Source organism: Pseudomonas sp. OE 28.3 (genome assembly GCF_014268205.2).
In the GTDB taxonomy this organism is placed as follows: Bacteria; Pseudomonadota; Gammaproteobacteria; order Pseudomonadales; family Pseudomonadaceae; genus Aquipseudomonas; species Aquipseudomonas edaphica.
The window spans coordinates 3,877,204-3,902,085 of the sequence record NZ_CP077082.1 but is presented as its reverse complement, the minus strand read 5'-3'; the positions used below and the strand labels follow the sequence as shown (position 1 = coordinate 3,902,085).

The following is a 24,882-nucleotide window of genomic DNA, read 5'->3' as shown; positions in this document are numbered from 1 at the left end:
GCTCCAGGGATGAACGAAATTGCGGCGTATTCTGTCAGAAATTTCGCAATATCGTTCATCCCTAAGTTCACACCTTGTCGGACTCCTCTTGAAGCCGGTCCATCTCGAACAGCCGCGCCAGTTCCGTGCGGGCTTCCTGGGCCGATTGCAATACTTTGGCCGCGTCGTCATACACCGCGTGTTGAGCGGCGAGTAACTGGTGGTCGTGGTTTTTGAATCGATCAATGCGTGCATCGGCCTGGGCCTGGCTCAAGCCGAGGCCGACCAGGGTGCGACGGCTCATTTCCAGGCTGGAGTAGAAGGTCTCGCGCACCGGCGAGGCGTCCAGGTCGACCAGGCGGTGAACGTGCTGGCGGTTACGTGCGCGGGCGATGATTTTCATGTGCGGATAAAGGCTGCGCACCAGGGCGGCGGTCTTGATATTTATTTCCGGGTCGTCCATGGCGATCACAAAAAACTCGGCTTGGTCGACCTTGGCTGCATGTAGGATTTCCGGGCGCTGCGGGTCGCCGTAGAACACCGGCATGCCGCCGAAGCTGCGGGTCAGCTCGATGGTTTCCACCGAGGTGTCGAGGGCAATGAACGAGATGTTTTGCGCGCGCAGGATCCGCGCGACGATCTGGCCCATACGGCCCATGCCGGCGATCACCACGCGGGGCGCATCGCTTTCGATGGTGCGGTATTCCTCCGGCACCTCCACGGTCTTGGCCTTGTGTTTGAACAGCTTGGGGCACACCAGCAACAGCAGCGGCGTCACCGCCATCGACAAGGTGATGGTCAGCACCAGCACATCGTAAAGGTGCGGCTCGAACAGGCCCTGGTCGCGGCCGATCTTGAACACCACAAAGGCAAACTCACCACCCGCCGCCAGCACGATACCGAGGCGCAAGGCGCTTTCGCGGTTGAGGTCACCCACCAGCCGGCCCACGGCGTACAGCAGCGGCAGTTTCAGGCCGATCAGCAGCAAGGTCAGCCCGATCACCATCAACGGCGTGCTGAGCAGCAGGCTGAGGTTGGCGCCCATGCCCACGCTGATAAAAAACAGGCCCAGCAGCAGGCCCTTGAACGGCTCGATCTGGGATTCCAGCTCGTGGCGATATTCCGAATCGGCCAGCAGCAGCCCGGCGAGGAAGGCACCGAGGGCCATGGACACACCCACCAGTTCCATCAGCCACGCGGTGCCGATAACGACCAGCAGCGCGGTGGCGGTGGACACTTCGCGCAGGCCGGTCTTGGCGACGATGCGAAACACCGGGCGCAACAGGTAGCGCCCACCGATGATCACCACGGCGATGCTGCCCAGAATCTGCAGCACGTGTTGCACGCCCTGGGCTTCGGTCGTCGGGTGATCGCTGCCGGCCAGCAGCGGCACCATGGCGATCAGCGGGATCGCCGCGATGTCCTGGAACAGCAGGATGGCAAAGGCCAGGCGCCCGTGGGGCTGGTTGAGTTCCTTGCGTTCGGCCAGGCTTTGCAGGCCAAAGGCAGTGGAGGACAGCGCCAGGCCCAGGCCCAGCACGATTGCACTGTTCCACGGCTGACCAAATAGCCACAGCGCCGCCACGCCCATCACCACGCCGGTGAGCACCACCTGGGCCAGGCCGACGCCGAACACCGCCTTGCGCATCACCCATAAACGTTTGGGCGACAGCTCCAGGCCGATGATAAACAGCAGCAACACCACGCCCAGTTCAGAAAATTGCGCCACGCTCTGCGGGTTGCCCACCAGGCCCAGCACGGACGGGCCGATGATCACACCGGCAAACAGATAGCCCAGCACGGCGCCCAATTGCAGGCGCTTGGCCAAAGGCACGGTCAACACAGCGGCGAGCAGGAACACCACGGCTGCTTGTAACAGGTTGCCTTCATGGGGCATTGAGATCTCCCAGATCTTTAAAGCGAATCAACAGGGCGTTATTAGCGCCTTTTTTACATTTGGAAACTTGTATTTATGTCGCGACAGTCAATGGATGCTGGCTGTAATCCCATTCTGACAGGGAGTTTACGAAAGTATTAATACCATTTAATTCAATGACTTTTCTGTAGGTCTACTACCGTTTCGACAAATTGGATCAATTGTCACCACGGTCAGGTATCTCGAATTCGATGCGTGTGGGTCAATAAAGTTGAGCTTCTACGCACCCATGGATGAAAGGCTTGGACCACAAGGAGTTGAGCGTGGATAAAAGACTTGCTACTGCCGTTGTACCTCGTATTTCTGCGCTTTCTCTTGCTATTCGCCTCGGCGTAGCGGGGCTGGTGATGGGCCTTGCAAGCCCCGAAGCGATGGCGGCCTGCTCGCCCGCAAGCCCCACGGCGGGTGCCACGGTGACGTGTACGGGGGTGCCGTCGTTACCGCTGTTTCTGAACACCTTCTCGAGTGCGGTGAATGACCTGACGGTCAACGTCAACCCTGGCGCGCAGCTCAACGCAACGTTGGGCGGCATTGCGTTGAACCTGACCGGTAACAACACCACACTGAACAACTCCGGCACCATCGACCCGGCGCTGCTCGGGTTTGTATCCGTGCTCAGTGGCGGTGTGGTGGTGGGCAATACCGCGGCCAGTACGGTGAATATCACCAACACGGCCACCGGGATCATCCGCGGTACCGGCGCACTGCTGGGGCTTAATCTGACTTCGTTGGGTGGTGCGGCGCTGAACGTCACGAATGGCGTCGGTGGCACCACCACCCTCACCAACGCCGGCACCCTCGGCTCCAGTTCGTTGCTGGGACTTACGTTGTTTGCCTCTGACACGCCAGTGGTCGCCGTGCAAGGTGGCGGCCAGGTCAACATGACCAACAGTGGCACGCTCACCGGGCGGGTTGCCTTCGAGGCGTCCACTTTGGGTAATACCTTCGTCAACAGCGGGACCATTTCCGGCGGCGTGTCGATGGGAGCAAACAGCACCAACACCTTTACGGCGGTGACCGGGTCGAGCGTGTCCTCGGGTGGCGGTATCGGCTTGAGCCTCGGCGGCCTGTTGGGCGTAAACCTGACGTTTGCCCCCACCGGCCAGGTGGATGGCGGCGCAAACGGCAGCAACACCTTGATCCTGCAAAACCCCGGCGCCACCGGCAGCAGCGGCACTGGCACGGCGTCCAGCGCCACCTATGTCAACTTCAACAACCTGACCATCAATGGCGGCACCTGGACGTTGCAGGGGCCGTTGGTCAGCGGCAGCACTACGCTCAATGGTGGCATTTCGCAGTTCGATAACAGTGCGACGTTCGGTACTGGGGCAATCACCGCCAATGGCGGGGTTATCGAGGCAACGGCCAATAACCTGACGCTGGCTAACCTGCTCACGCTGGGCACCGGCGGGTTGACCGTCCAGGGCGCCAATACCGGGCTGACCCTGGGCGGCGTGCTCTCGGGCACCGGCGGCTTGACCAAGACGGGCACGGGTCAACTGATCCTCAATGCCGCTAACACTTACACCGGCGCCACCACGCTGTCCGGCGGTTCGGTGCAGTTGGGCAATGACCTGGCGCTGAGCAGCGGCGCTGTCACCGTCACCGCCGCATCGACTTTGCAGGCGCCTGGCACAGTCAGCCTTGCCAACACGTTCACGCTTAACGACAACCTGACGACCGATGTGGCCGGTACGTTGAGCCTGAACGGCGCCATTACCGGCAACGGTGGGCTTACCCAGAGCGGCGCGGGCAGCCTGACGCTCAATGGCGTCAACACCGGCTTCAGCGGCGCCACCAACCTGGGCGCCGGCACCCTGGTGCTGGGCAATAACAATGCCCTGGGCAGCGGCAACCTGAATGTGACAGGTACTGCCAACCTGGACACCAGTGGCGCCTCATTACTGAACAACAATGTCGTCTTGACCGGCGATCTCAGCCTGCTCAACGCCAACCCACTGACCCTGAGCGGCGTGATGTCCGGCGTCGGCGGCCTGACCAAAACCGGCGCGGGCCTGCTGACCCTGGCCGGTAACAACACCCGCAGCGGTGTAACGTCGCTGAACGCCGGCGGTTTGTTGCTCAGCACCAACACCGCCCTGGGGACGGGCGCGCTGAATACGGCTGCGGGCACTTCGCTGGACGCGACGACGGCGGTGACCCTCGCCAACGCGGTCAACCTGGCCGGCAACCTGGGCATTGGCGGCACCGCCGACCTGACGCTGGCCGGTACGATCAATGGCGCTGGCAGCCTGACCAAAAACGGCGCCGCCAATCTAGTGCTCAACGGCGTCAACAACTTCCTGGGCGGCACCACGCTCAATGCGGGCACCCTGACGGCTGGCTCCAACTCAGCCCTGGGTCTGGGTAACTTGACCGTTGGCGGCGCGTCGACGCTGGACAGCAGCGGGGCATTCAGCCTGGGCAACAACGTTGTGCTCAACGCCGGGTTGACGGCCGGCGGTACCAATAACCTGACCCTGGCGGGTGTGCTCAGTGGGGCAGGGCCGCTGACCAAAAGTGGCCTGGCCAACCTGACCCTCAACGGCAACAACACCTTCAGCGGCGGCACCACCCTCAATGCCGGGACCTTGACCCTGGGCAACGCCAATGGCCTGGGCAGCGGCGCCTTGACCGTCGGCGGTGCGGCGACCCTGGACACCAGCGCGTCCTTTGGCATCGGCAATGCCATTGCGCTGAATGCTGACCTTACGGTCGCCGGCAACAACGACCTGAGCCTGAACGGCGTGGTCAGCGGCGCTGGCAACCTGATCAAAAATGGCTTGTCCGACCTGACCCTGGCCGGCAACAACACCTTCACCGGCGCCGTGAACGTGGTCTCCGGCAGCCTGACGTTGCTCAATGCCAATGCCTTGGGCAGCACTTCCGGGGTTAACGTGAGTGCGGGCGCCGGGGTCAACCTGGCCACCGACGTCAGCCTGGCCGGCTTGAGCGGCAGCGGTAGCGTGCAACTGAGTGGCGCCAACAGCTTGACCGTTGGCGGGGTCAACACCACCAGTACGTTTGATGGTGATTTGAGTGGCGCTGGCGGGCTGATCAAGGTCGGCACCGGCACTCTCAACCTTACCGGCATCAATGGCGTCACTGGCAACACGGCGATCAATGCAGGCACCTTGAACCTCAGTGGTTCCCTGGCCAGCGCCCAGGTCAATGTCAACAACGGCGGTACGCTGACCGGTACCGGTTCGTTATTGGGTGCGCTGAACGTCAATAACGGCGGCCATTTGGCCTTGAGCAGCGGCAATACCTTGTCAGCCGGTGCACTGAACATGGTCGCGGGTGGCAACCTGGATGTTGCCCTCGGTGCGCCATCCCTCACTTCCTTGCTCAATGTCGGCGGTAACGTGGCGCTCGCCGGCAACCTGAACGTCACCGATGCCGGTGGTTTTGGCGCGGGCACTTATCGCCTGATCAACTACACCGGCGGCCTGACCGGTGGCCTGACGGTAGCGGGTGTTCCCGTGGGTTATGGCCTCGGCGATCTGCTGGTACAAACCTCGGTCGGCAACCAGGTCAACCTGGTGGTGTCGGCGCCCAATATCCGCTTCTGGGACGGCAGCCAAGCTATCGCCAACGGCGTGGTGGATGGCGGCACGGGCGCCTGGACCGCCGGCGGTACCAACTGGACGTCCGCCGACGGCTTGACCAACTCTCCTTGGTCCAGTGGCTTTGCGGTGTTCACCGGTGCTGCCGGTACGGTCACCGTGCAAGGCCCGCAAGCCTTTACCGGCCTGCAGTTTGTCACCGACGGCTACAGCCTGGTCAGCGGCGCAGGCGGGCAATTGACTGCGATCAATGGCGGCAGTGGCAATGTATCGATGCGTGTAGATCCGGGCGCAACCGCGACCGTCGGGGTCAATATCGATGGCGCCGGCACCTTGAACAAGCTCGACACCGGCACCCTGGTGCTCAACGGCGCCAACACCTATACCGGTGGCACCTTGCTCAATGGCGGCGCGCTTATCGTCGGTAGCAACACTGCACTGGGCGGCGGCCTGTTGACGACAGCGGCCGGGACGACACTGGACAGTAATGCTGCCATCACCTTGGGCAACACGGTGCTCTTGAACGGCGACACCACTGTCGCGGGCGGCAACGCGCTGACCCTTAATGGCGGGATCAGCGGCGTTGGCGGCCTGATCAAAAACGGCGCGGCCACTTTGACCCTGGGCGCAAGTAACACTTTCCTCGGGCCTGTGGCCTTGAACGCGGGTGGGCTGATCCTGGCCGCCAACAATGCCTTGGGCGCTGGCGCGTTGAATGCGGCTGGCGGCACGACACTGGATGCCAGTGCGGCGGTCACTGCCAATAACGCGATCAACCTGGCAGGCAACCTGGGTATAGGCGGCACGGCTGACCTGACCTTGGGCGGTGCAATCAATGGTGCTGGCAGCCTGACGAAAAATGGCGCAGCCAACCTGATTCTCAATGGCGCCAATACTTACCTCGGCGGCATGACGCTGAACGCGGGCACATTGACCCTGGGCAATAACCTCGCGCTGGGCCTGGGCAACCTGACGGTGGGGGGTGCATCGACGCTCGATAACAGCAGCGCGCTGAGCATCGGCAATGGTGCTGTGCTGAACGCTGCGTTGACGGTGGCTGGCAACAATGACCTGACCCTGGGAGGCCTGCTCACGGGCACCGGCGCGCTGGTCAAGGATGGCGCGGCCAACCTGACCCTCAATGGCCTCAATGCCTACAGCGGTGGAACGACCGTCAATGCGGGTACCTTGACCCTGGGCACCGCGACAGCCCTCGGGACGGGCGCCTTGACGGTGGGCGGCGCGGCCAACCTAAACAATGGCACGCCACTGGTGCTGGCCAATGCGGTCAACGTCAACGCCAACCTCACGGTGGGCAGCCTGAATAACAACCTGACGCTGGCGGGTGTGGTGGGGGGGAGCGCCAATCTGATCAAAACCGGCACTGGCGACCTGGCCCTGACTGGCAACAACACCTTCTCCGGCCTGTTCGATGTGCAAGCAGGCAGCCTTACCACCGTGGGTAATGGCGCGCTGGGCGCAGGCGCCGGGGTCAACCTGGGGAGTGGTACGCAATTGAACCTGGGTGGCTCGGCCAGCCTGGGTGAACTCACCGGCAACGGCGTGGCCGTTGTTGGCACCGGCAGCACCTTGAGTGTCGGCAGCAATAACCTCGACAGCACGTTCGGCGGCGTACTCGCCGGGTTGGGCGGTCTTAACAAAATCGGCAGCGGTGCCTTGACCCTCGGCGGTCTCAGCGTGTTGACCGGTGACACCCAGGTCAACGCCGGCAGCCTGCTGGTCAACGGCGCGCTGGCCAGTACCAACGTGAACGTGGCTAATGGCGCCACCCTCGGCGGCACCGGCACCCTGGTGGGGGCCGTCAACATTGCCGACGGTGGCCACCTGGCCGTCAATTCGGGCAACACCCTGACAGTCGGCTCGTTGGTGCTCAATACCAACTCCAACCTCGATGCCGGGCTCGGTGCCCCGTCTACCGGCGGCACGGCGCTGATTCATGTGGGCGGTAACCTGACCCTGGACGGCACGCTGAATGTCAGCGATATCGGTGGCTTCGGCCCCGGTATCTACCGGTTGATCGACTACACCGGCGGCCTGACCAATAACGGCCTGCAGCTGGGCAGCCTGCCGGTGAATATCCCGGCCACCGACCTGGACCTGCAAACAGCGATCGGCAACCAGATCAACCTGCTGGTCAACGGCAACACCACCGTGCAGTTCTGGGACGGTAGCCAGACCACCGGTAACGGCAGCATCGAGGGCGGCAGCGGTACCTGGACAAGTGGCGCCACCAACTGGACAGGCGTCAACGGTTCGTTCAACGCCGCCTGGGCGCCAAACAGCTTTGCGGTCTTCCAGGGCGCGGCGGGTACTGTCAGCGTGGACGGCGCCCAAGCGATTACCGGTCTGCAATTTGTCACCGACGGCTACAACGTGGTCGGCGGCACGGCGGGGGCCTTGACCTTGTTCAACGGCACCGGCGGCAACACTGCCGTGCGCGTTGACCCGAATGCCACCGCGACCCTGGGCGTCACCCTCAATGGCGGCGGTACTCTGGCCAAGCTGGATGCGGGCACCTTGGTGCTCAATGGCGCCAATACCTACACCGGCGGCACCGCGCTCAATGGCGGTACGTTGGTGGTCGGCAATAACAGTGCGTTGGGCAGCGGTGCGTTGACCGCGTCCAATGGCACCACCCTGGACAGCAATGCCGCTGTCAGCCTGGCCAATGATGTGAACGTCAACGGCACGCTGACAGTCGGCGGCAGCAACGCGCTGACCCTGGCCGGCACCGTGGCCGGCACCGGTAGCCTGATCAAAAACGGCATCGCCAGCCTGACCTTGAGTGGCAACAACACCTATGCAGGGCCGACAGCATTGAACGCCGGCGGGTTGATCCTGGCCTCTAACACTGCGCTGGGCACCGGCGCGCTGAATGCGGCGGCAGGCACCACGCTCGATACCAGCAGTGCAGTCACCCTGGCAAATGCCGTGAACCTGGCGGGCAACCTGGGCATTCTCGGCAGCGCCGACCTGACCCTTGATGGGCTGGTCACCGGGGCTGGCAGCCTGGCTAAAAGTGGGGCGGGCAACCTGACACTCAACGGCAACAATGCTTACCTCGGCGGTACGCAGTTGAACGCAGGTGGCTTGGTACTGGGCAATGGTTCGGCACTTGGCACCGGCAGCCTGGCCGTCAACGGCGCAGCGACGCTGGATACCAGTGCCGCAGTGGCGCTGGCCAATAACACCACGCTCAATGCTGCGCTGACCGTGGTTGGCAGCAACGACCTGGCGCTTGGCGGTGTGGTTGATGGCACCGGATCGCTGATCAAGAACGGCACTGCCAACCTGACCCTCAACGGCGCCAATACCTACAGCGGCGGCACCACCCTCGCGGCCGGTACGCTGACTGTCGGCAATGCCACGGGCTTGGGTTCCGGCGCCTTGACCGTCAATGGAGCAAGTACGTTGGACAACAGCGTGCCGCTGGTACTGGCGAACGCCGTCAACTTGAATGCCGACCTCAGTGTGGCCGGTAACAACAACCTGACCCTGGCGGGTGTGTTGGCCGGCAATGCGGCGCTGATCAAAAATGGCGCGGCGGACTTGCTGCTCAGTGGTAACAACACCTTCACCGGTCCACTCAATGTGCTCGGCGGCAGTGTGACCACTACAGGTAACGCGGCCTTGGGCAACACCTCCGGCGTCAACGTCGGCAGCGGTGCCAGCCTCAACCTGGGTGGCAATGCCAGCCTCAATACCCTGACCGGTACCGGCGCGATTCAAGTGGCGGGCGGCAGCACGCTGGCGGTGGGTGGCAGCAACCTCGACAACACCTTCGCAGGCACGCTCAACGGTGCCGGTAACCTGGATAAAAACGGCACCGGCGTGCTCAACCTGAGCGGCACCAATGGGATCAGCGGCGCGGCCAACGTCAATGGCGGCACTTTAAATGTGAGCGGCTCACTGGCCAGTGGCACGGTGGCGGTGAACAACGGCGCGACGCTGGCCGGTACTGGCTCATTAGCGGGTGCGGTGACGGTGGCTGATGGCGGGCACATCGGCCTGAACGCCGGCAGCACGCTGTCGGTGGGCTCGTTGGTGCTGGGTAATAACGCCAACCTGGACGTCGGCCTCGGCGTGCCGGTGGTGGGCGGTGGCAGCGGGCTGCTGAATGTCGGCGGCGATCTGACCTTGGGCGGCAAACTCAACGTCACCGATATCGGCGGCTTTGGCAGCGGCGTCTACAACATCATCAACTACGGCGGGGCACTCACCAATAATGGCCTGGCCCTTGGCAGTTTGCCGGGCAGTGTGATTCCGGGCGATGTGCAAGTGCAGACGGCCATCAGCAACAAGGTCAACCTGCTGGTGACTGCGCCCAATACCACCGTGCAGTTCTGGGACGGCGCCAACCTGATCGGCAACGGCGCCATCGACGGCGGCAACGGCACCTGGGGCACTGGCACCACCAACTGGACCAACGTTGACGGCACCCTCAACCAGAACTGGAACAACAGCTTTGCAGTGTTCCAGGGCGCGGCGGGTAACGTGACCGTGGAGGGCACGCAAAACCTCACCGGCATGCAGTTCGTCACCGATGGCTACAACCTGGCCTCCGGCACGGCGGGCGTGCTCAACCTGGTGAATGGCGGCACCGGCAACACGGCGATCCGTGTCGACCCGAACGCCACCGCAACGTTGGGCGTCACGCTCGGTGGTGCTGGCACCCTGGCCAAACTCGACACTGGCACCTTGGTGCTTAACGGCACCAATACCTACACCGGCGGCACTGCGCTCAATGGCGGCACGCTGGTGGTCGGCAATAACAGCGCGCTGGGCAGTGGCGCACTGACGGCGGCCGACGGCACCACCCTGGACAGCAACGCGGCCGTCACACTCGGCAACGCTGCGGTACTCAATGGTGCACTGGCCATCGGCGGCAGCAATGCGCTGACGCTTAACGGCAGTATCAGCGGCAATGGCAGCCTGCTGAAAAAAGGCGCGGCAACCCTGACGCTCAACGGCGCCAACACCTACAGTGGCGGCACCGGCCTGAACGCCGGGCAACTGACCCTGGGCAATAACGCCGCATTGGGCAGCGGCGCGCTCACCGTCGGCGGCGCTGCGGCGCTGGATGGCAGCACCGACCTGCAACTGGCCAACGCCATCAGCCTGAGTGGGCCGCTGACCCTGGTCGGCAGCAATGCACTAGCGCTTAACGGCGTGGTCAGCGGCACCGGCAGCCTGGTGAAAAACGGCAACGGTGCGCTGCTGTTGACCGGCGCCAACACCTACAGCGGTGGCACCACCCTTAACGGCGGCACCACCACCGGCAACACCAACAGCTTGCAAGGCGCGATTGCCAACAATGCGGCCCTGACCTTCGAGCAAGGCACCGATGGCACCTACACCGGCAACCTTACCGGCGCAGGCGTGCTGAATAAAACCGGCACCGGCGCGTTGCTGTTGACTGGCAACAACACCTTGACCGGCAACACCAACGTCAACGCCGGCAGCTTGCTGGTCAACGGCACCTTGAACAGCGCAGCGGTGCAGGTAGCCAGCGGCGCGACCCTTGGCGGCAGCGGCAGCCTGGGCGGTGCTGTGACGATGGCCGATGGCTCGACCCTCAAGGCCGGGGCGGCGACGCCGCTGTCGGTGGGTTCGCTGGCGTTGTCGTCGGGCACTGCCCTGGACTTCGCCCTCGGCGCGCCTGGCGCATCCACCACGGCGGTGAATGTGGCGGGCAACCTGACCCTTGATGGCACGCTCAACGTTACCGATGCCGGGGGCTTCGGCCTCGGCGTTTATCAACTGTTCCGCTACGGCGGCGCGTTGACCGACAACGGCCTGACCCTCGGCTCGCTGCCGGTCGGCGTGGGTAATCTGAGCCTGCAAACGGCGCTGGCCAACCAACTGAACCTGCTGGTGCAAACCACGCCGGGGCAAATCCAGTTCTGGAACGGTGGCACCACCAACCCTGACGGCACTATCACCGGCGGCAGTGGTACCTGGGGCCCAGGCACCAACTGGACCGATCCAACCGGTACCCAGGGCCAGGCGTCAAATAACCAGTTTGCCGTGTTCGGCGGGCAGGGCGGTACGGTCACCGTGGTCGGTAACCAAGGCTTTACTGGCCTGCAATTCCTTGACCCTGGTTACACGCTGACGGCAGGCGCAGGTGGGACCTTGTCGCCAACCGGTGCCGCAGTGGTGCGTGTCAATTCGGGCGTCACTACCGAAGTGGCTGCGCCAATCGTGGGGGCCGGGTCGATCAACAAACTTGACGCCGGCACCTTGCTGTTGACCGGCGCCAACACCTATTCCGGTGGCACGACCGTCAGTGGCGGTACGCTGGCCGGTAACACGCTGAGCTTGCAGGGTCGCATCCTCAACAATGCGCAACTGTTGTTTGTCCAACCCACTAACGGCACCTTTAATGGTGTATTGAGCGGAACCGGCAGCATTACCAAACAAGGCGCCGGCGCGCTGTTGCTGACCGGCAACCAGCCATTCAGCGGCACGGTGGCGGTGGACCAGGGCGTACTGCAAGTCGGCAACGCGGCCAACCCAGGCGCGGTGTTTGGTGGGCAGGTGACCGTCGCCAACGGTGCAGGCCTGACCGGCAACGGCAGCGTCGGCGCGTTGGTCAACAACGGCAGCGTCACACCTGATAACGGTAAGCTGACGGTGGCCGGTAACTTCACTAATGGCAGTACCGGCGCGTTGAACCTGCTCATCACCCCATCGTCGACCGGCTCCCTGGCCGTTGGGGGTACTGCGAACCTGGGCGGCACGTTGAATGTGGTCAACCTGGCGCCGTACGCCGGCCCGGCCACCTACACGCTGCTCACGGCGGGTGCAGTGAACGGCACCTTCGGCACCACCAATCTGGAGAACCTGGCATTCCTCAATACCGCGTTGAACTACAGCCCTACTCAGGTGGCGCTGGCGGTTAGCCGCAACAACGTCAGCTACGCCAGCGTGGCAGCCACTGGTAACCAACGTGGCGTGGCCGCCGCGTTGGACAGCGGTGCCGCGGTGGGTGGCGCAACGGTGCAGAACGCGCTGCTCAACTCCAATGTTGCCGGGGCGCGCGCCGCGTTCGACAGCTTGTCCGGGGAGATTCATGCCAGCACCGCCAGCGCCATGCTCGAAGATTCGCGTTACGTGCGTGACGCAGTCAACGAGCGCCTGCGTCAGCCCGGCTGCTACCGCGAAGATGACCCACGCAACAGCCTGGCACCCAGCGAAAACCGCCTGAGCAGCGCCGGTTGCCACGGCGAGATGGTCGGCTGGATGCGTGTGTTGGGCACCTGGGGCCACATGGGCGGCGACAGCAACACCGCCAAGCTGGACCGCAACCTCGGCGGCTTCCTGCTCGGCACCGACAAACAAGTGGATGACGCCTGGCGCGTCGGTGTGGCCGCCGGCTACACCCGCAGCGACCTGGACGCCAAGCGCCGCAGCTCCAGCGCCGACGTCGACAGCTACCACTTGATGGCCTACACCGCGTACCAGCAGGAAGCCTTCGCCGCTCGCATGGGCGTGGCATACAGCTGGCACGACATCGAAAGCAAACGCGATGTGGCCGTAGGCGGCGTGGGGCAACGCCTCAAAGCCGACTACAAAGCGCGCAGCGCGCAAGTGTTCGGTGAAGTGGGCTACACCATTGAAACCGGCAAAGTGGTAGTAGAACCGTTCGCCGGCCTGGCTTACGTCAACTACGACAGCGACACGATCAAGGAGAAAGGCGGTTCGGCGGCCCTGCGCGGTGATGCCGATCAGGACGTGACCTTCTCGACCCTGGGCGTGCGCATCGGCCAGACCATCACCTTGGGTAACGGCTCGAAAATCACCCCACGGGGCAGCATCGGCTGGCGTCATGCCTTTGGCGACACCAAGCCGGATGCCGACCTGAGCTTTATCAACGGCGGTGCATCGTTCAGCACCCAAGGTGTGCCGATCGCCAAGGACAGCGCGGTGGTGGAGGCGGGCGTGGACTACCAGATCAGTCAGAATGGCAAGTTGGGCCTGGGCTATTCCGGCCAACTGTCGCGCAACGATAAAGACCATGCGATGACGATCAGCTTCTCCCTCGGTTTCTGATCAAAGCCGAGTATTTTTAACCGCCCGAAAGGGCGGTTTTTTTTTGGAAATATTTCTTAACGCTATTCGATGGTTTGCCAATAGGGCAGGGTTGTTGCTCAGCGTCTGGTCAGAAGGATGTACAAACAATTTCCCCTGGAACCCGGCTGGTAATGCAGTCTTTTCTGAATCTAAAGTATGCCCTTGAGTTTATATTCCTTAGGTGGCATATTCGCATGGATTGGGACGTTGAATACACGGATGAATTCGCAGAATGGTGGGATGAACTGGGCGCAAAGGAGCAAGTCTCCGTGTCCGCCAGCGTAGATCTGCTGGGGCTTTTCGGGCCTGGCCTGGGCTTCCCCCATACCAGTGATATCAAGGGTTCCCGGCATGGCAACCTGCGGGAACTGCGGGTCCGGCACGCCGGCCGGCCCTATCGAGTGCTGTATGCATTTGATCCCCGGCGCTGCGCTGTCCTGCTGATCGGCGGCGATAAAGCCGCACACCCCAGGTGGTACGAGGTGCATGTGCCCTTGGCCGAAAATGTGTACGACATCCATTTGCAAACATTGCGTAAAGAGGCCCGTCACCATGGCTAAAAAATTCGCTGAACTTCAAGCGCGCATGACCCCGCAGTCGCGTGCCGAAGCCGAGCAGCTGTTCCGCCAGCACCTCAAGGAAATGCCCCTGCATGAGCTGCGCAAGGCCCAGCAACTGAGCCAGGAAAGCCTGGCCAAGGCGTTGAATATCAACCAGGCAGCGGTTTCCAAGATGGAGCGGCGTACCGACATGTACATCAGCACGCTGCGTGACTACATCCGGGCAATGGGCGGCGAGTTGGAAATCATCGCGACCTTCCCGGATGGCCAGGTCAAGATCGACAACTTCGCTCACTAAGTCACAGTGGACCACCCCGATGAATCAGCTCCTGGCCATGCGCGCCTTCGTCCGTGTTGTCGATACCGGTTCATTCAGCCGTGCATCCGACCAGTTGGCGCTGCCATGCTCTACCGTCAGCAAACTCATCACTGACCTGGAAAGACACCTGGGTACCCAGCTGATGCACCGAACCACCCGCGCCCTGGCGCCCACGCTTGAAGGGCTGGAGTATTACCGCCATGCGCGACGGCTGGTGGCTGAGCTGGATGAAGTGGACAGCGCCGCACGCGGGCAGATCCTCAAGCCCGGCGGGCACCTGCGCGTGGATGCACCGGCCTCGTTTGCCAATTGCCTGTTGATTCCGGCGTTGGTGGACTTTCATCGTGAGTACCCCGATATCACCATCGCCTTGGGCATCAGCGACCGTGCGGTGAATATTGTCGGGGAGGGCGCCGATTGCGTGATCCGTGCTGGCAAGCTGGAAGACATGGCGATGATCGGGCGCAAGGTGGCGGACCTTGAATACCTGACCTGTGCGGCACCCAGTTACGTGGCGCGCCGGGGTTTGCCGGTTTCGCCCGAAGACCTTGTAAACAACCACCTCAGGGCCGGGTATTTTTTTGCTGGGTCGGGCAAGCCGGAGCCGCTGATTTTTGAGCAGGGCCAGCAACGTATCGAGGTCAACGACTGCGCTTTTTCGACTAACGAAGGCAACGGCCTCAAGGAAATGCTGCTCGCGGGCCTTGGTGTGGGTCAGCACTTTAAGTCGATCGTGCAGCACTACCTCGATACCGGCCAGTTGGTTGAGGTGCTGCCGGGTTGGTCGCGCCCGGCCACGCCATTGCATATCCTCTACCCACCTAACCGTCATCAGAGTGCGCGGCTCAAGGTCTTTACCGAGTGGGTGATCCGCACGTTTGGGGTCAGGGAATAATCGCGGTTACGCGTATCTCCACGCGCATGGTTGGCAGTCCCAGGGCCTCGACGCCGACTTGCGTCCAGATCGGCGCATGGTGGGGCATGTAGCGCCGGTATTGCTGGACCATCGCTTCGTTGACCTCAGGTGCAAACCCACCGACGTGGTAGGAGTTTATGTGAATCACATGCTCCCAACCCGCGCCGGCGGTGGCCAGGGTTCGGTCCAGGTTGTGAAACGCCTGGGCGATTTCTTCACTGAGGTCGGCGGGGATCTGGAACTCATCGTCCCAGCCGCCCTGGCCTGACGTTTCCACGCGGTTACCGATTTTCACTGCTTGGGAATAGTGCAGGTGTTCGCGCATGGTATCGCCGTAGCCTGGGGTGACAAAAAATTCGGGCGTGCTCATGGTATTTCCTCGGTTGAGTACAAGACCCGATGGATGCTAATAGAGCGAATACTCGAACAAAATCCCGAGTTCCTGCCATGACTATCTACCGGTATGCACAATCGGTTTGCGATAAAGCCCGACTGCCAAGCCGCTGATAATCACTGCGATAAAGACCAGATTGGCTGTGGAAACACGCTCGCCCAGTATCAACATCGAACTGGCAATCCCGAACACCGGGATCAATAGCGACAGCGGCGCTACCGTGGACACGGGGTACGCCTTGAGCAACGTGTTCCAGCCCCAGTAAGCAAAGTGCGTGGCCAGGTAAACCTGAAACAGCAGCGACCACACGGCGGTGAGGTCGAGGTTGGCGGGGAGGCTTACGAACGCACCGTCGCCGTGCACCCACCAGGCCATCAGGAACAGCGGGATTGGCGGAAACAGGCTGGCCCAGACCATGAACGAAAAGATTTCTTTAACCCCCGACGTCTTGATGATGACGTTGCCGATGCTCCACGCCAGTGCGCTGAACACGATCATCAGCACGCCGAGCGCAGCGTGTTCGCCTTGCTGGTTGGCGATGATCCCGGTTAGTCCGATCAACGCGAGAAAGGCCCCGGCCCACTGCGCGCCGCGAATTTTCTCCTTGAATAGCACGCAGCCCCAACCCAGGGTGAAAAACACGCTGAGCTGGATGAGCAATGAGGCAATCCCCGGGCTCACCCCAAGCTGGATGCCATAGTTGATCACACCCCACATGCCCAGCCCGAAGATCACGCCATAGGCCGCTACATAACCGAATGGCACGGCGGGGCGCTTGATGACGAACACCAGGGGCAAGGCGGCGAGGGCGAAGCGCAGGCCGGTGAGTAAAAAAGGGTCGATGGCCCGCAGGCCCAGTTTGGTAATGGGAAAATTCAGCCCCCAGGCCAGCGTGACCAACAGGGCAAGTGCCAGGTGTTTCTTGTGCATGGACGTTCCTTCGAACCGGTTGCTTCAAAGGGGTGAAGGTTAGAGCTCGGGCGTATGGCCCGCTTGCTATGCCAGGTCATACTTTGACAAGATCGGGCCATGATTCCGACCTTTGACGACAACGACCCCGAAGCGCTTGTGACCCTGCGTGAATACCCGTGCGGCAGTGTGTTTGCCCGGCATACGCACCCGCGCGGCCAGTTTGCCTATGCTTCCACCGGTGCCTTAAGAATGTTCACCGACCTGGGCAACTGGGTGGTGCCGCCGCAGCGGGCCGTCTGGGTGCCCGGTGGCATTGCCCATGAAATGCACATGCGCGGCGATGTGGTGATGCTCAATACCTACCTCGATGCTCAAGCCGCCGAGCGCGCAGGGCTGCAGGGACACTGCCAGGTTTTCGAGGTGTCGCCACTGCTCAGGCATCTTCTGGAAGCGGCATTGACGTGCGGGGCATCGGCAACGTCCGAGGTGCGGCGGCACTGTGTATTGACGCTGCTGATCGACGAAATCAGTACGCTGTCGGCCTTGCCCCTCAGTGCGCCGCTGCCCTCTGAACCGCGTTTGGCGAGGGCTTGCCAGCGCTTTCTGGACGCGCCTGCGCAAACCGTGTCCCTCGATCAAATGGCGAGTTGGTCGAGCATGAGCCGGCGGACCTTTACTCGTCACTTCCTGGAAAGCACCGGCATGACCTTCGTGGCGTGGCGCCAGCAAGTCTGCCTGCTGGAGGCCACCGCGCAACTCAGCCACGGCGCCTCGATCACCGAGGTCGCATTTGCATTGGGCTTCAGCAGCCCCAGCGCCTTCACCGCGCTGTTCCGCCGTCACCTGGGCGATTCCCCGGCGCGCTACCTGGCCAAGTCCAAGGCCGTGTCGTTGTTCTAAAAAGCTCACACGCTGGTCAGGATTCACCTTGCAGGCGGTCCTGCTTTGTTACTATCGCCGCCCACCGTCATCAGGAGTCACCGGCCCATGCAACACCAGTGGGATGAAATGCACCGCACCCGCAAGCCCACGTTTCTGTTGTGTGGCGAGCCTCAGGGGGATGTGCTCAATCTCTATGTTCACGGTTATTCGGCGTTCTTCAACCGCCAGCAACTGGGCAATTTCACGCAACAACTGGCAAGCATCGAAGGCTCGACCAACCTGATGCTGTTCTGGCCGGCGGGTCACTTTCTGGAAAACCTTTTTGCTCCCTTTAAAGATGTGATTACCGCAATGCTTGGCGGTGGCGGCCTGGGCGCGGCAACCGTGGGTGTGGGCCGTGCGATTGCCTACTTTCTTGACCATTACAAAAGTGTCGAGGCGCGTGTCGATGAAGTGGCCAAGACGCTATTGCCTGAGCTTGCCCATTACCTGCACGGCGAAGCGCTGCCCGTGCGGCGCATCAACCTGATCGGGCATTCCCTGGGCGCGCGTATCCTGGTCAAGAGTCTGCTGGCCAGCCCCGAGGTCGCCCGCCAATTGCCGCTTAACAATGTGTTGCTGATGGGTGGCGCGATCAGTACGTCCAGCCCCTGGGATGAAGTGTCGGCGCCGCTCAAAGGGCGCGTGATCAACTGCTACTCCAGCAAGGACTGGGCGCTTGCCATCAAGCCGGACACCGAGCGCTGCATAGGCCGGTATGCGATCGACGTCACGCCCTCGCTCAAGGCCAAGGTCACCAATGTTCACCTGGCCACCTTCGACCATGCTGCCTACTGGCCGCAGCTGAAAACGGTGGTGCAGTACACCGACCTGCTGCAGGAACGGCGTGGCCTGATCCGCGCTGACCTGCGCAGCAGCGAAGTGCGTTTTGCCGAGGAGGACGTGGAACTGTTCCCCGCGCTGGTGCAGGCGCGGCCGGAGGAGCTTAAGTTTCTGGCTGAGTTAATGGCACAAAAACGCAGTGCCTCGATCGATGCCGATGTACGTGAACCGCTGAAACTGGCCATCGAGCTGCAACGCATGGGCGGTGACAGCTTTATGAACATCGCCCGTGGCCATGGCGTGAGTTATCGCCAGATCGCCGAAGATGTCGCACAGCGGCTGGGCATCAAGTTCGATGGGCCGCTTGAAACCGTGGTGCTGGCAGATATCGAGGCACAGGTCGCGGAAAAGCTCATCGAGCAGTACAAGGACAAACTCAGTCGCGCCGACCGCCAGGCCTTCGACGCCGAGCTTAAGGCGGCCGCGCAAAAAGAGCAGGGCCTGTTCAATCGTATCGATATCGGCCGCTCGGCCACCACCGCCCTGAGCGGCACGGCGTTGGCGGGGCTCACCGGGTTTATCTTGCGGCGCGGCGCGGCCACCGCAATTCCGGTGGTGGGCCAGGCGCTGGCGGCGGCGATGTTGCTGGTAACGGGCGTGCGTGCGTTTTCCGGCCCGGCCTATTCGATCACCACCTTGGCGGTCTTGGTGATTGGCGTGATTCGCCAGCGCATGGAGCGCGAAGCGTTGAACCAGGAGATGGACCTGGTGGTGCAAGTCGTCGAAGCGTTCGACTTGCCCCGGGAGACGGTGATGCGCACGGTCGCGTCGGACTGATAAGCTGCGGCCCTGACTTGTGTGTTTGCCTGGGATACCGCGTGAAATTCAGCCTGCCGAAAATCGCCACTGCCCCGTTCTGCCCGCCGGAAGTGGCCGGCTCCGTTATCGTCGACCCCAAGGCCTCGTTTTTCAAACGGGCGCTGATGTTTGCCGGCCCCGGCCTGCTGATCTCCATCGGCTACATGGACCCCGGCAATTGGGCTACCGCCATCGAAGCCGGTTCTCGTTACGGCTACAGCCTGCTATTCGTGGTGCTGCTGGCCAGCCTGGCCGGGATGGCGGTGCAGTGCCTGTGTTCGCGCCTGGGCATCGCCACCGGCAAAGACCTCGCGCAACTGTGCCGTGAGCGCTACAGCAAACGCTCCGCGCGCACGCAATGGGTGTTGGCGGAAATCTCCATTATCGCTACCGACCTGGCTGAAGTCCTCGGTTGCGCCTTGGCGTTTCACTTGTTGCTCGGCGTATCGCTGACGACCGGTATCGTGATCACCGCGTTCGACACACTATTGATCCTGGCCCTGCAAAATCGCGGTTTCCGCCGCCTGGAAGCGATCATGCTGGCGCTGGTTGCAACCATTGGCGTGTGTTTCTTTATCGAACTGGTGCTGATCAAACCTTACTGGCCGGACGTACTCAGTGGCTTTACCCCGTCACTGGCGGCCATCAGCGATGCAGCGCCGTTGTATTTGGCTATCGGTATCCTTGGCGCCACGGTGATGCCGCATAACCTCTATTTGCACACCTCGATTGTGCAGACCCGCCTGATTGGCAAAGACCTCGCCAGCAAACAGGACGCGGTCAAGCTGGCGCGTATCGACACCATCGGCTCCCTGGCCCTGGCGTTGCTGGTCAACGCCGCGATCCTGGTGTTGGCCGCCGCCGCGTTTTACAAGACCGGCCACACCGAAGTGGTCGAGATCCAGGACGCCTATCACCTGCTTGACCCATTGGTGGGAGGCGCCTTCGCCAGCATCCTGTTCGGCATCGCCTTGTTGGCTTCGGGGCAGAGTTCGACCTTTACCGGCACCATCGCCGGGCAAGTGATCATGGAGGGTTACCTCAACCTGCGCATCCCGTGCTGGCAGCGGCGCCTGATCACGCGCGGGCTGGCGCTGATCCCAGCGTTCCTGGGGGTGTGGCTGATGGGCGACGATGCCATCGGCAAACTGCTGATTCTGAGCCAGGTGGTGCTCAGCCTGCAGCTGCCTTTCGCGTTGTACCCGCTGATCCGCATGACTGACGACAAGCAACTGATGGGGCCCTTCGTTAACCGCTTGCCCACGCGGTTACTGGCGTGGTTTCTGTTTGCGCTGATCAGTGGGGCGAATGCGTGGTTGATTGGGCAGTGGTTGTTTTGACTTAAACGTGTGATCGCTCCAACGCGGTCTACACCAGAATTGCCAAGGATGTGTACTGGGCAACCTGCGGATCGGCCGTCAGCAGTTTCATCGGCTCGCTCATGGCTGCCGCAACGATAAGCCGGTCGAACGGGTCTTTATGGTGGTGCTCAAGATCCTTCACTGCAATCGCGTGTTCTGGGGTGATCGGCAATTCGGTGAAACCGCTCTCCAGGCAGTATTCACGAATTTCATCCAGCTGCACCTCGAGCTTTCCCAAGCCTACCTTGATCGCCATTTCCCAGAAGGTTGCAGCGCTGACGTAAATCTCAGCAGCGTCTTCAATCAATTTTTTGGCTTTATTGGATAGCCTGGGGTCATCACTCAGTGTCCACAGCAGAATATGGGTATCCAATAGCACCCTCATAAAGGGTTGACCTCAAACGCATCCAGCAGGTCATCGGGTAAAGGCGCATCAAAGTCTTCGGGGATAATGAGCTTGCCTTTCATTGCGCCAATCCGGCGGCCTTTGGCCTTTCCTACGGGGACGAGCTGTGCCATCGCACGCCCATGCTTGGCGATGGTGATCACTTTGCCAGCAGCAGCCTCATCGACCAGCTTTGACAGATTATTTTTTGCTTCACCCAGCGGTACGGTAATCATGTGGCGATCTCCATATTTTGGCCAAATATAGCCAAAATCAGCTGAGCTATCAAAGACGGCATGACGACCGGCTTTAGCCGCGCGTTCAGAGCGCGATTGTTTTTGATAAACGAAACCCATGGCACCTCTCCAAAAAAAGATTGAGCCAAAGTCTGCCTGCCATATGCCGTGTCTGAAATAGTGGCCCGAAAAATCAGAACGGGCCTACTTTTCCCACGAGGAATTTTTACCTTCCAATGCTTTTCCAGTGAGAGGGAGGAGCCTCACCGATCCCAATACGGCACCGCTCCAAAACACTCCACAAAATAATCAATCACCGTGCGCACCTTCAGCGACAGCCGCCGGCTGCCTGGCCACAGCGCGGCAATCTGTTGCGGTTCAAGGGTGGTGGCCACGTCGTACTCCGTGAGTACCGCCTGCAAGGTGCCGGCGCGCAAGCCTTCGCCGATCAGCCAGGACGGAAACACCACCAGCCCAAGGCCTTGTTCCGCCGCGTGGGTGAGGGTGTCGGCGTGGTTGCCGGTGATCGGGCCTTTGACGCTGTAAGGCGTCCAGTCGCCCTGGCCGCGGCGGAAGAACCAGCGCTGCTGGCCGGTGATGCCTTTGTAGGCCAGGCATTGATGGTTGGCCAGTTCTTCGGGGTGGCGCGGAGTGCCATGCCGGGCCAGGTAGGCGGGGCTGGCGGCGAGGCGAAAACGCTGGGGCGCGAAGATGCGCGCCTGCATGCTGGAGTCGTTCAGCACGCCGATGCGAAACAGCAGGTCGGTGCCGTCTTGCAGCGGGTCGACGTAGGTGTCGGTTTGCTGGATATCCAACTGTAGCTTGGGGTAGCGACGGCACAACTCGCCCAGCCACGGTGACAGGTGGCGTTGGCCGAATACCATCGGCGCGTTGATGCGCACCAGCCCGCTGGGTTCGCTTTCCTGCTCTTGCAGGGCCTGGCCGGCGGCCTCCAACTGTTCCAGCATCAGGCGCGCATGACGCCCCAGTAGCCGCCCGGCTTCGGTGGGGCTGACCGCACGCGTATGGCGGTAGAGCAATTGCTGGCCGAGCGCCTGTTCCATCAATTGGATTTGCCGTGAGATGGAGGAGGGCGCCAGCCCTTCGCGACGTGCCACTTCGGAAAAGCTGCCGTGATCCAGCACGGCTACAAACAGGCGCAATGCCTTGAAACTCAGTTCATTCAAACCCTGCATCGTGGCTCCGTGCTGTGCGTAATGCGCAAAGGTGTTGTTTGCATGCTCCCATTTATCGCACAAGACGGCCACCGGATAATGCGCGCCATGTTTCGTTTCTTGACGCGCAGGTGATGTATGCAGGCAAGTTCCATCGAAGGCGTGGCGCAGGCCAGGCCGAAAAAAAACCTTTTGCGATTGCTGCTGTTGCCGCTGGTGATTCTGGCGGGCATGGGCCTGTCGGTTGAGGCCGGCTTGCTCGGGCCATTGGGTGTACAGGTCGGGCATTTGTGGGCAACGTTGAGCATCTTTGGCGTCGGTACGGCGATTCTGTTTTTGCTGCTGCTGTTCAGCGGCCCGCAAAAAGGCCCGGCACTCACCGACCTGCCGCGCTGGCAGTTGATCGGCGGCTTTTTGGGACCGATGTACGTGGTGGTGCTGACTTTGGCTACGCCGCATATCGGCATCGCCATGACCATGGTCGCGATCCTCTCGGGCCAGGTCGGCAAGAGCGTGCTGATCGACCATTTCGGTTGGTTCGGCACCGCGCGTAAACGGGTCAATGGCGAACGCTGGATTGCCCTGGCGTTGATTGTGGCGGCACTTGTTCTGATTGCACGGGGTTAAAGCGATGAATCTGATTCTGTTGTTGGTACTGGTGATTGCCGCCGGTGCGGTGCTGAGTGTGCAAGCCGCGATCAACGGCCGGCTGGGCCAGACGGTCGGCGTGTTGCGCAGCAGTTTATTGACCTTTGCGGTGGGCGCAATCAGCACGGCGTTGTTGATTTTCTTCTTCGAACCCGCACAGGCCGTGAGCTTGCTGGACGTGCCCAAATGGCAGTTGACCGGCGCGTTGTTTGGCGTGGTGTACATGATGGTCATGGTCGGCGCAGTGCCCGTGGTGGGGACGGCAGTGGCCACGGTGGCGGTGATCGTCGGGCAGTTGGGCATGGGCATGCTGATCGATAACTTCGGCTGGCTGGGCAACCCGGCCATCGAACTGTCGGGCAGCCGTATCGTGGCAATGCTGCTGTTGGCAGTGGCGCTGGTGTTCATGTACCGCAGCAACAGCCGACTGGCCGATTAACGGCGGTGAACCTTGAAACCTTGCCGGTAGTCACTGCTTAAGGTGCAGCGCCCGTTGCACCTGGACGACCATGCAAAAGGAGTCTGAACATGGCTGATAAAACCTGTGCCTGCCCACACTGCAAATGCGTACTGGGCACCAACGCGGTGATGAAAGACGGCAAGGGCTACTGCTGCCAAGGCTGCGCCGAGCACCATGCGCATGGCGAACCGTGTGCCTCGTCGACCGGTTGCGAGTGCGCCAAGTCTGCCCACGGCTAAAAATCCGCTCGGCTTATCGGGTGGCGGTCATTACCATGGCCGCTCACCCTTGATTGATGTGTGCTTCATGGCCCTGGCCGCGCCTCCCGACCTCACTGATCATGCCGTCCCCGTGCAACCACTGGCGCGCACCTACCCCCGTGGGTTGTATGTGGAGCCACACAGCCACGACTGGGGCCAGTTGCTCTACGCCATGAGCGGGGTGATGTGGGTTGAAACACCGCGCGAAGCCCTGGTAGTACCGCCGCAGCGCGCCGTGTGGTTGCCACCGGGTGTGGAGCACGGGATTCGCGTGGTCTCGGACTTGCAGATGCGCAATATCTACCTGCGCCCAGCCTTGGCGGCGACGCTGGACAGCCAGGTGCAGGTGATTGAAGTCGGCGGGCTGCTGCGTGAGCTGATCGTCACGCTGGTTGATCAAGGCGATAACGGTGATACCGCCTATTACGACGCCGTAGTCGGTCTGGCGCTGTTGGAGTTGCAACGCGCGCGGCGCTCGCAGATCCGCATTGCCATGCCACTGGGGGCGGACCGCCGGTTGATCAATGCCTGCCAGGCAGTGATGGCGGCGCCCTCGCTGGAAATCCCCTTTGAGCAACATGCCGAAGCGGCGGGTGCCAGCGTGCGCACCCTGGCGCGGTTGTTCCAGAACAACCTCGGTATGGGCTTTGCCGAATGGCGCCGTCAGGTGCAGCTAGCCACGGCGGTGGCGGAACTGATCCAGGGCCAGTCGGTGAGCGGCATTGCCCGCTCTTTGGGATATTCGCCGAGCAGCTTCAGCGACATGTTCCGCCGTGAACTGGGTGTGGCACCGTCGCAATACGTCGGTTGAGGCTTTGGCCGAAATCCTGAAGCACTTGGCCGATGCTTCGGGGGTGTGCTCACTACACTGAGCGCATCAACCCACCCGGCGTAAACCCTATGAACTATCCCCTATGAACTATCTCATTTCCCTCGCCATCGGCCTGTTTGTCGGCGTGATCTATGGTGCTCTGGACTTTCGCTCACCCGCGCCGCCTGCCATTGCCCTGGTGGGGCTGATGGGGATGTTGATCGGCGAGAAGCTCTGGCCCATGGGCCGTGAGCTGGTCAGCGGTTGGTTGTCCTGATTTCTTTTTTCACTTCGATGGATATTGG

The 24,882-nt window shown here is 61.8% G+C and carries 18 protein-coding genes; 12 read left to right on the top strand and 6 right to left on the bottom strand.

Features of this window, described 5'->3' with window-relative positions:
- Nucleotides 1-67: 67 nt before the first annotated feature.
- Nucleotides 68-1,876: a monovalent cation:proton antiporter-2 (CPA2) family protein gene (locus tag HU759_RS17310; protein WP_017139633.1), complete on the bottom strand. Its 1,809-nt coding sequence runs from the start codon at nt 1,874-1,876 to the stop codon at nt 68-70.
- 302 nt (nt 1,877-2,178) lie between these two features.
- On the opposite strand from HU759_RS17310, the gene HU759_RS17305 reads away from it, so the two are divergent.
- The 4 genes from HU759_RS17305 to HU759_RS17290 all read left to right on the top strand — a co-directional run bounded on the left by HU759_RS17305 (nt 2,179) and on the right by HU759_RS17290 (nt 15,352).
- Nucleotides 2,179-13,557, top strand: coding sequence for an autotransporter-associated beta strand repeat-containing protein (locus HU759_RS17305; RefSeq protein WP_186617713.1), 11,379 nt, complete (start codon nt 2,179-2,181; stop codon nt 13,555-13,557).
- 215 nt (nt 13,558-13,772) lie between these two features.
- Entirely contained in the window at nt 13,773-14,138 is a 366-nt protein-coding gene (locus tag HU759_RS17300; protein WP_080593813.1) for a type II toxin-antitoxin system RelE/ParE family toxin, read from the top strand.
- Nucleotides 14,131-14,436, top strand: coding sequence for an XRE family transcriptional regulator (locus HU759_RS17295; RefSeq protein ID WP_017139630.1), 306 nt, complete (start codon nt 14,131-14,133; stop codon nt 14,434-14,436). Before HU759_RS17300 ends, HU759_RS17295 begins: the two co-directional genes overlap by 8 nt.
- 19 nt (nt 14,437-14,455) lie before the next feature.
- Nucleotides 14,456-15,352 (top strand): LysR family transcriptional regulator, encoded by an 897-nt coding sequence (locus HU759_RS17290; RefSeq protein WP_170039709.1) that lies wholly within the window; start codon nt 14,456-14,458, stop codon nt 15,350-15,352.
- Here HU759_RS17290 and HU759_RS17285 read toward each other — a convergent pair.
- Nucleotides 15,342-15,743, bottom strand: a complete 402-nt coding sequence (locus HU759_RS17285; RefSeq protein ID WP_170039707.1) for a RidA family protein — start codon at nt 15,741-15,743, stop codon at nt 15,342-15,344. The two genes, HU759_RS17290 and HU759_RS17285, sit on opposite strands and share 11 nt — an antisense overlap.
- An 81-nt stretch (nt 15,744-15,824) precedes the next feature.
- Nucleotides 15,825-16,697: an amino acid metabolite efflux pump gene (locus HU759_RS17280; RefSeq protein WP_017139627.1), complete on the bottom strand. Its 873-nt coding sequence runs from the start codon at nt 16,695-16,697 to the stop codon at nt 15,825-15,827.
- 99 nt (nt 16,698-16,796) lie between these two features.
- Here HU759_RS17280 and HU759_RS17275 point away from each other — a divergent pair, with 99 nt between their 5' ends.
- The 3 genes from HU759_RS17275 (at nt 16,797) to HU759_RS17265 (ending at nt 20,581) form a co-directional block, all read left to right on the top strand.
- A complete protein-coding gene (locus HU759_RS17275) occupies nt 16,797-17,579 on the top strand; it encodes a helix-turn-helix transcriptional regulator (protein WP_169986385.1) in 783 nt (260 codons plus the stop codon).
- An 87-nt stretch (nt 17,580-17,666) separates the two neighbouring features.
- Entirely contained in the window at nt 17,667-19,220 is a 1,554-nt protein-coding gene (locus tag HU759_RS17270) for a DUF726 domain-containing protein (RefSeq protein ID WP_017139625.1), read from the top strand.
- A gap of 41 nt (nt 19,221-19,261) precedes the next feature.
- Nucleotides 19,262-20,581, top strand: coding sequence for an Nramp family divalent metal transporter (locus HU759_RS17265; protein WP_017139624.1), 1,320 nt, complete (start codon nt 19,262-19,264; stop codon nt 20,579-20,581).
- 28 nt (nt 20,582-20,609) lie between these two features.
- Here HU759_RS17265 and HU759_RS17260 read toward each other — a convergent pair whose 3' ends face one another.
- The 3 genes from HU759_RS17260 to HU759_RS17250 all read right to left on the bottom strand — a co-directional run bounded on the left by HU759_RS17260 (nt 20,610) and on the right by HU759_RS17250 (nt 22,419).
- A complete protein-coding gene (locus HU759_RS17260) occupies nt 20,610-20,987 on the bottom strand; it encodes a type II toxin-antitoxin system VapC family toxin (RefSeq protein WP_026013886.1) in 378 nt (125 codons plus the stop codon).
- Entirely contained in the window at nt 20,984-21,343 is a 360-nt protein-coding gene (locus HU759_RS17255) for a type II toxin-antitoxin system Phd/YefM family antitoxin (protein WP_099549267.1), read from the bottom strand. The genes HU759_RS17260 and HU759_RS17255 overlap by 4 nt, the downstream gene beginning before the upstream one ends.
- A gap of 143 nt (nt 21,344-21,486) precedes the next feature.
- Complete coding sequence (locus tag HU759_RS17250) at nt 21,487-22,419, bottom strand: LysR family transcriptional regulator (protein ID WP_017139621.1); 933 nt, start codon at nt 22,417-22,419, stop codon at nt 21,487-21,489.
- Between the two features lie 117 nt (nt 22,420-22,536).
- Between HU759_RS17250 and HU759_RS17245 the strand changes: the two genes are divergently transcribed.
- The 5 genes from HU759_RS17245 (at nt 22,537) to HU759_RS17225 (ending at nt 24,854) form a co-directional block, all read left to right on the top strand.
- Complete coding sequence (locus HU759_RS17245; RefSeq protein WP_099549268.1) at nt 22,537-23,025, top strand: DMT family transporter; 489 nt, start codon at nt 22,537-22,539, stop codon at nt 23,023-23,025.
- A gap of 4 nt (nt 23,026-23,029) precedes the next feature.
- Nucleotides 23,030-23,485 (top strand): DMT family transporter, encoded by a 456-nt coding sequence (locus tag HU759_RS17240; RefSeq protein WP_017139619.1) that lies wholly within the window; start codon nt 23,030-23,032, stop codon nt 23,483-23,485.
- Nucleotides 23,486-23,574: 89 nt separating this feature from the next.
- Nucleotides 23,575-23,745 (top strand): metallothionein, encoded by a 171-nt coding sequence (locus HU759_RS17235; RefSeq protein ID WP_017139618.1) that lies wholly within the window; start codon nt 23,575-23,577, stop codon nt 23,743-23,745.
- A gap of 67 nt (nt 23,746-23,812) precedes the next feature.
- On the top strand, nt 23,813-24,577 hold the full coding sequence (locus tag HU759_RS17230) for a helix-turn-helix transcriptional regulator (RefSeq protein ID WP_170039749.1): 765 nt from the start codon (nt 23,813-23,815) through the stop codon (nt 24,575-24,577).
- Between the two features lie 103 nt (nt 24,578-24,680).
- Nucleotides 24,681-24,854: a DUF1427 family protein gene (locus HU759_RS17225; RefSeq protein WP_017139616.1), complete on the top strand. Its 174-nt coding sequence runs from the start codon at nt 24,681-24,683 to the stop codon at nt 24,852-24,854.
- Nucleotides 24,855-24,882: the final 28 nt, after the last annotated feature.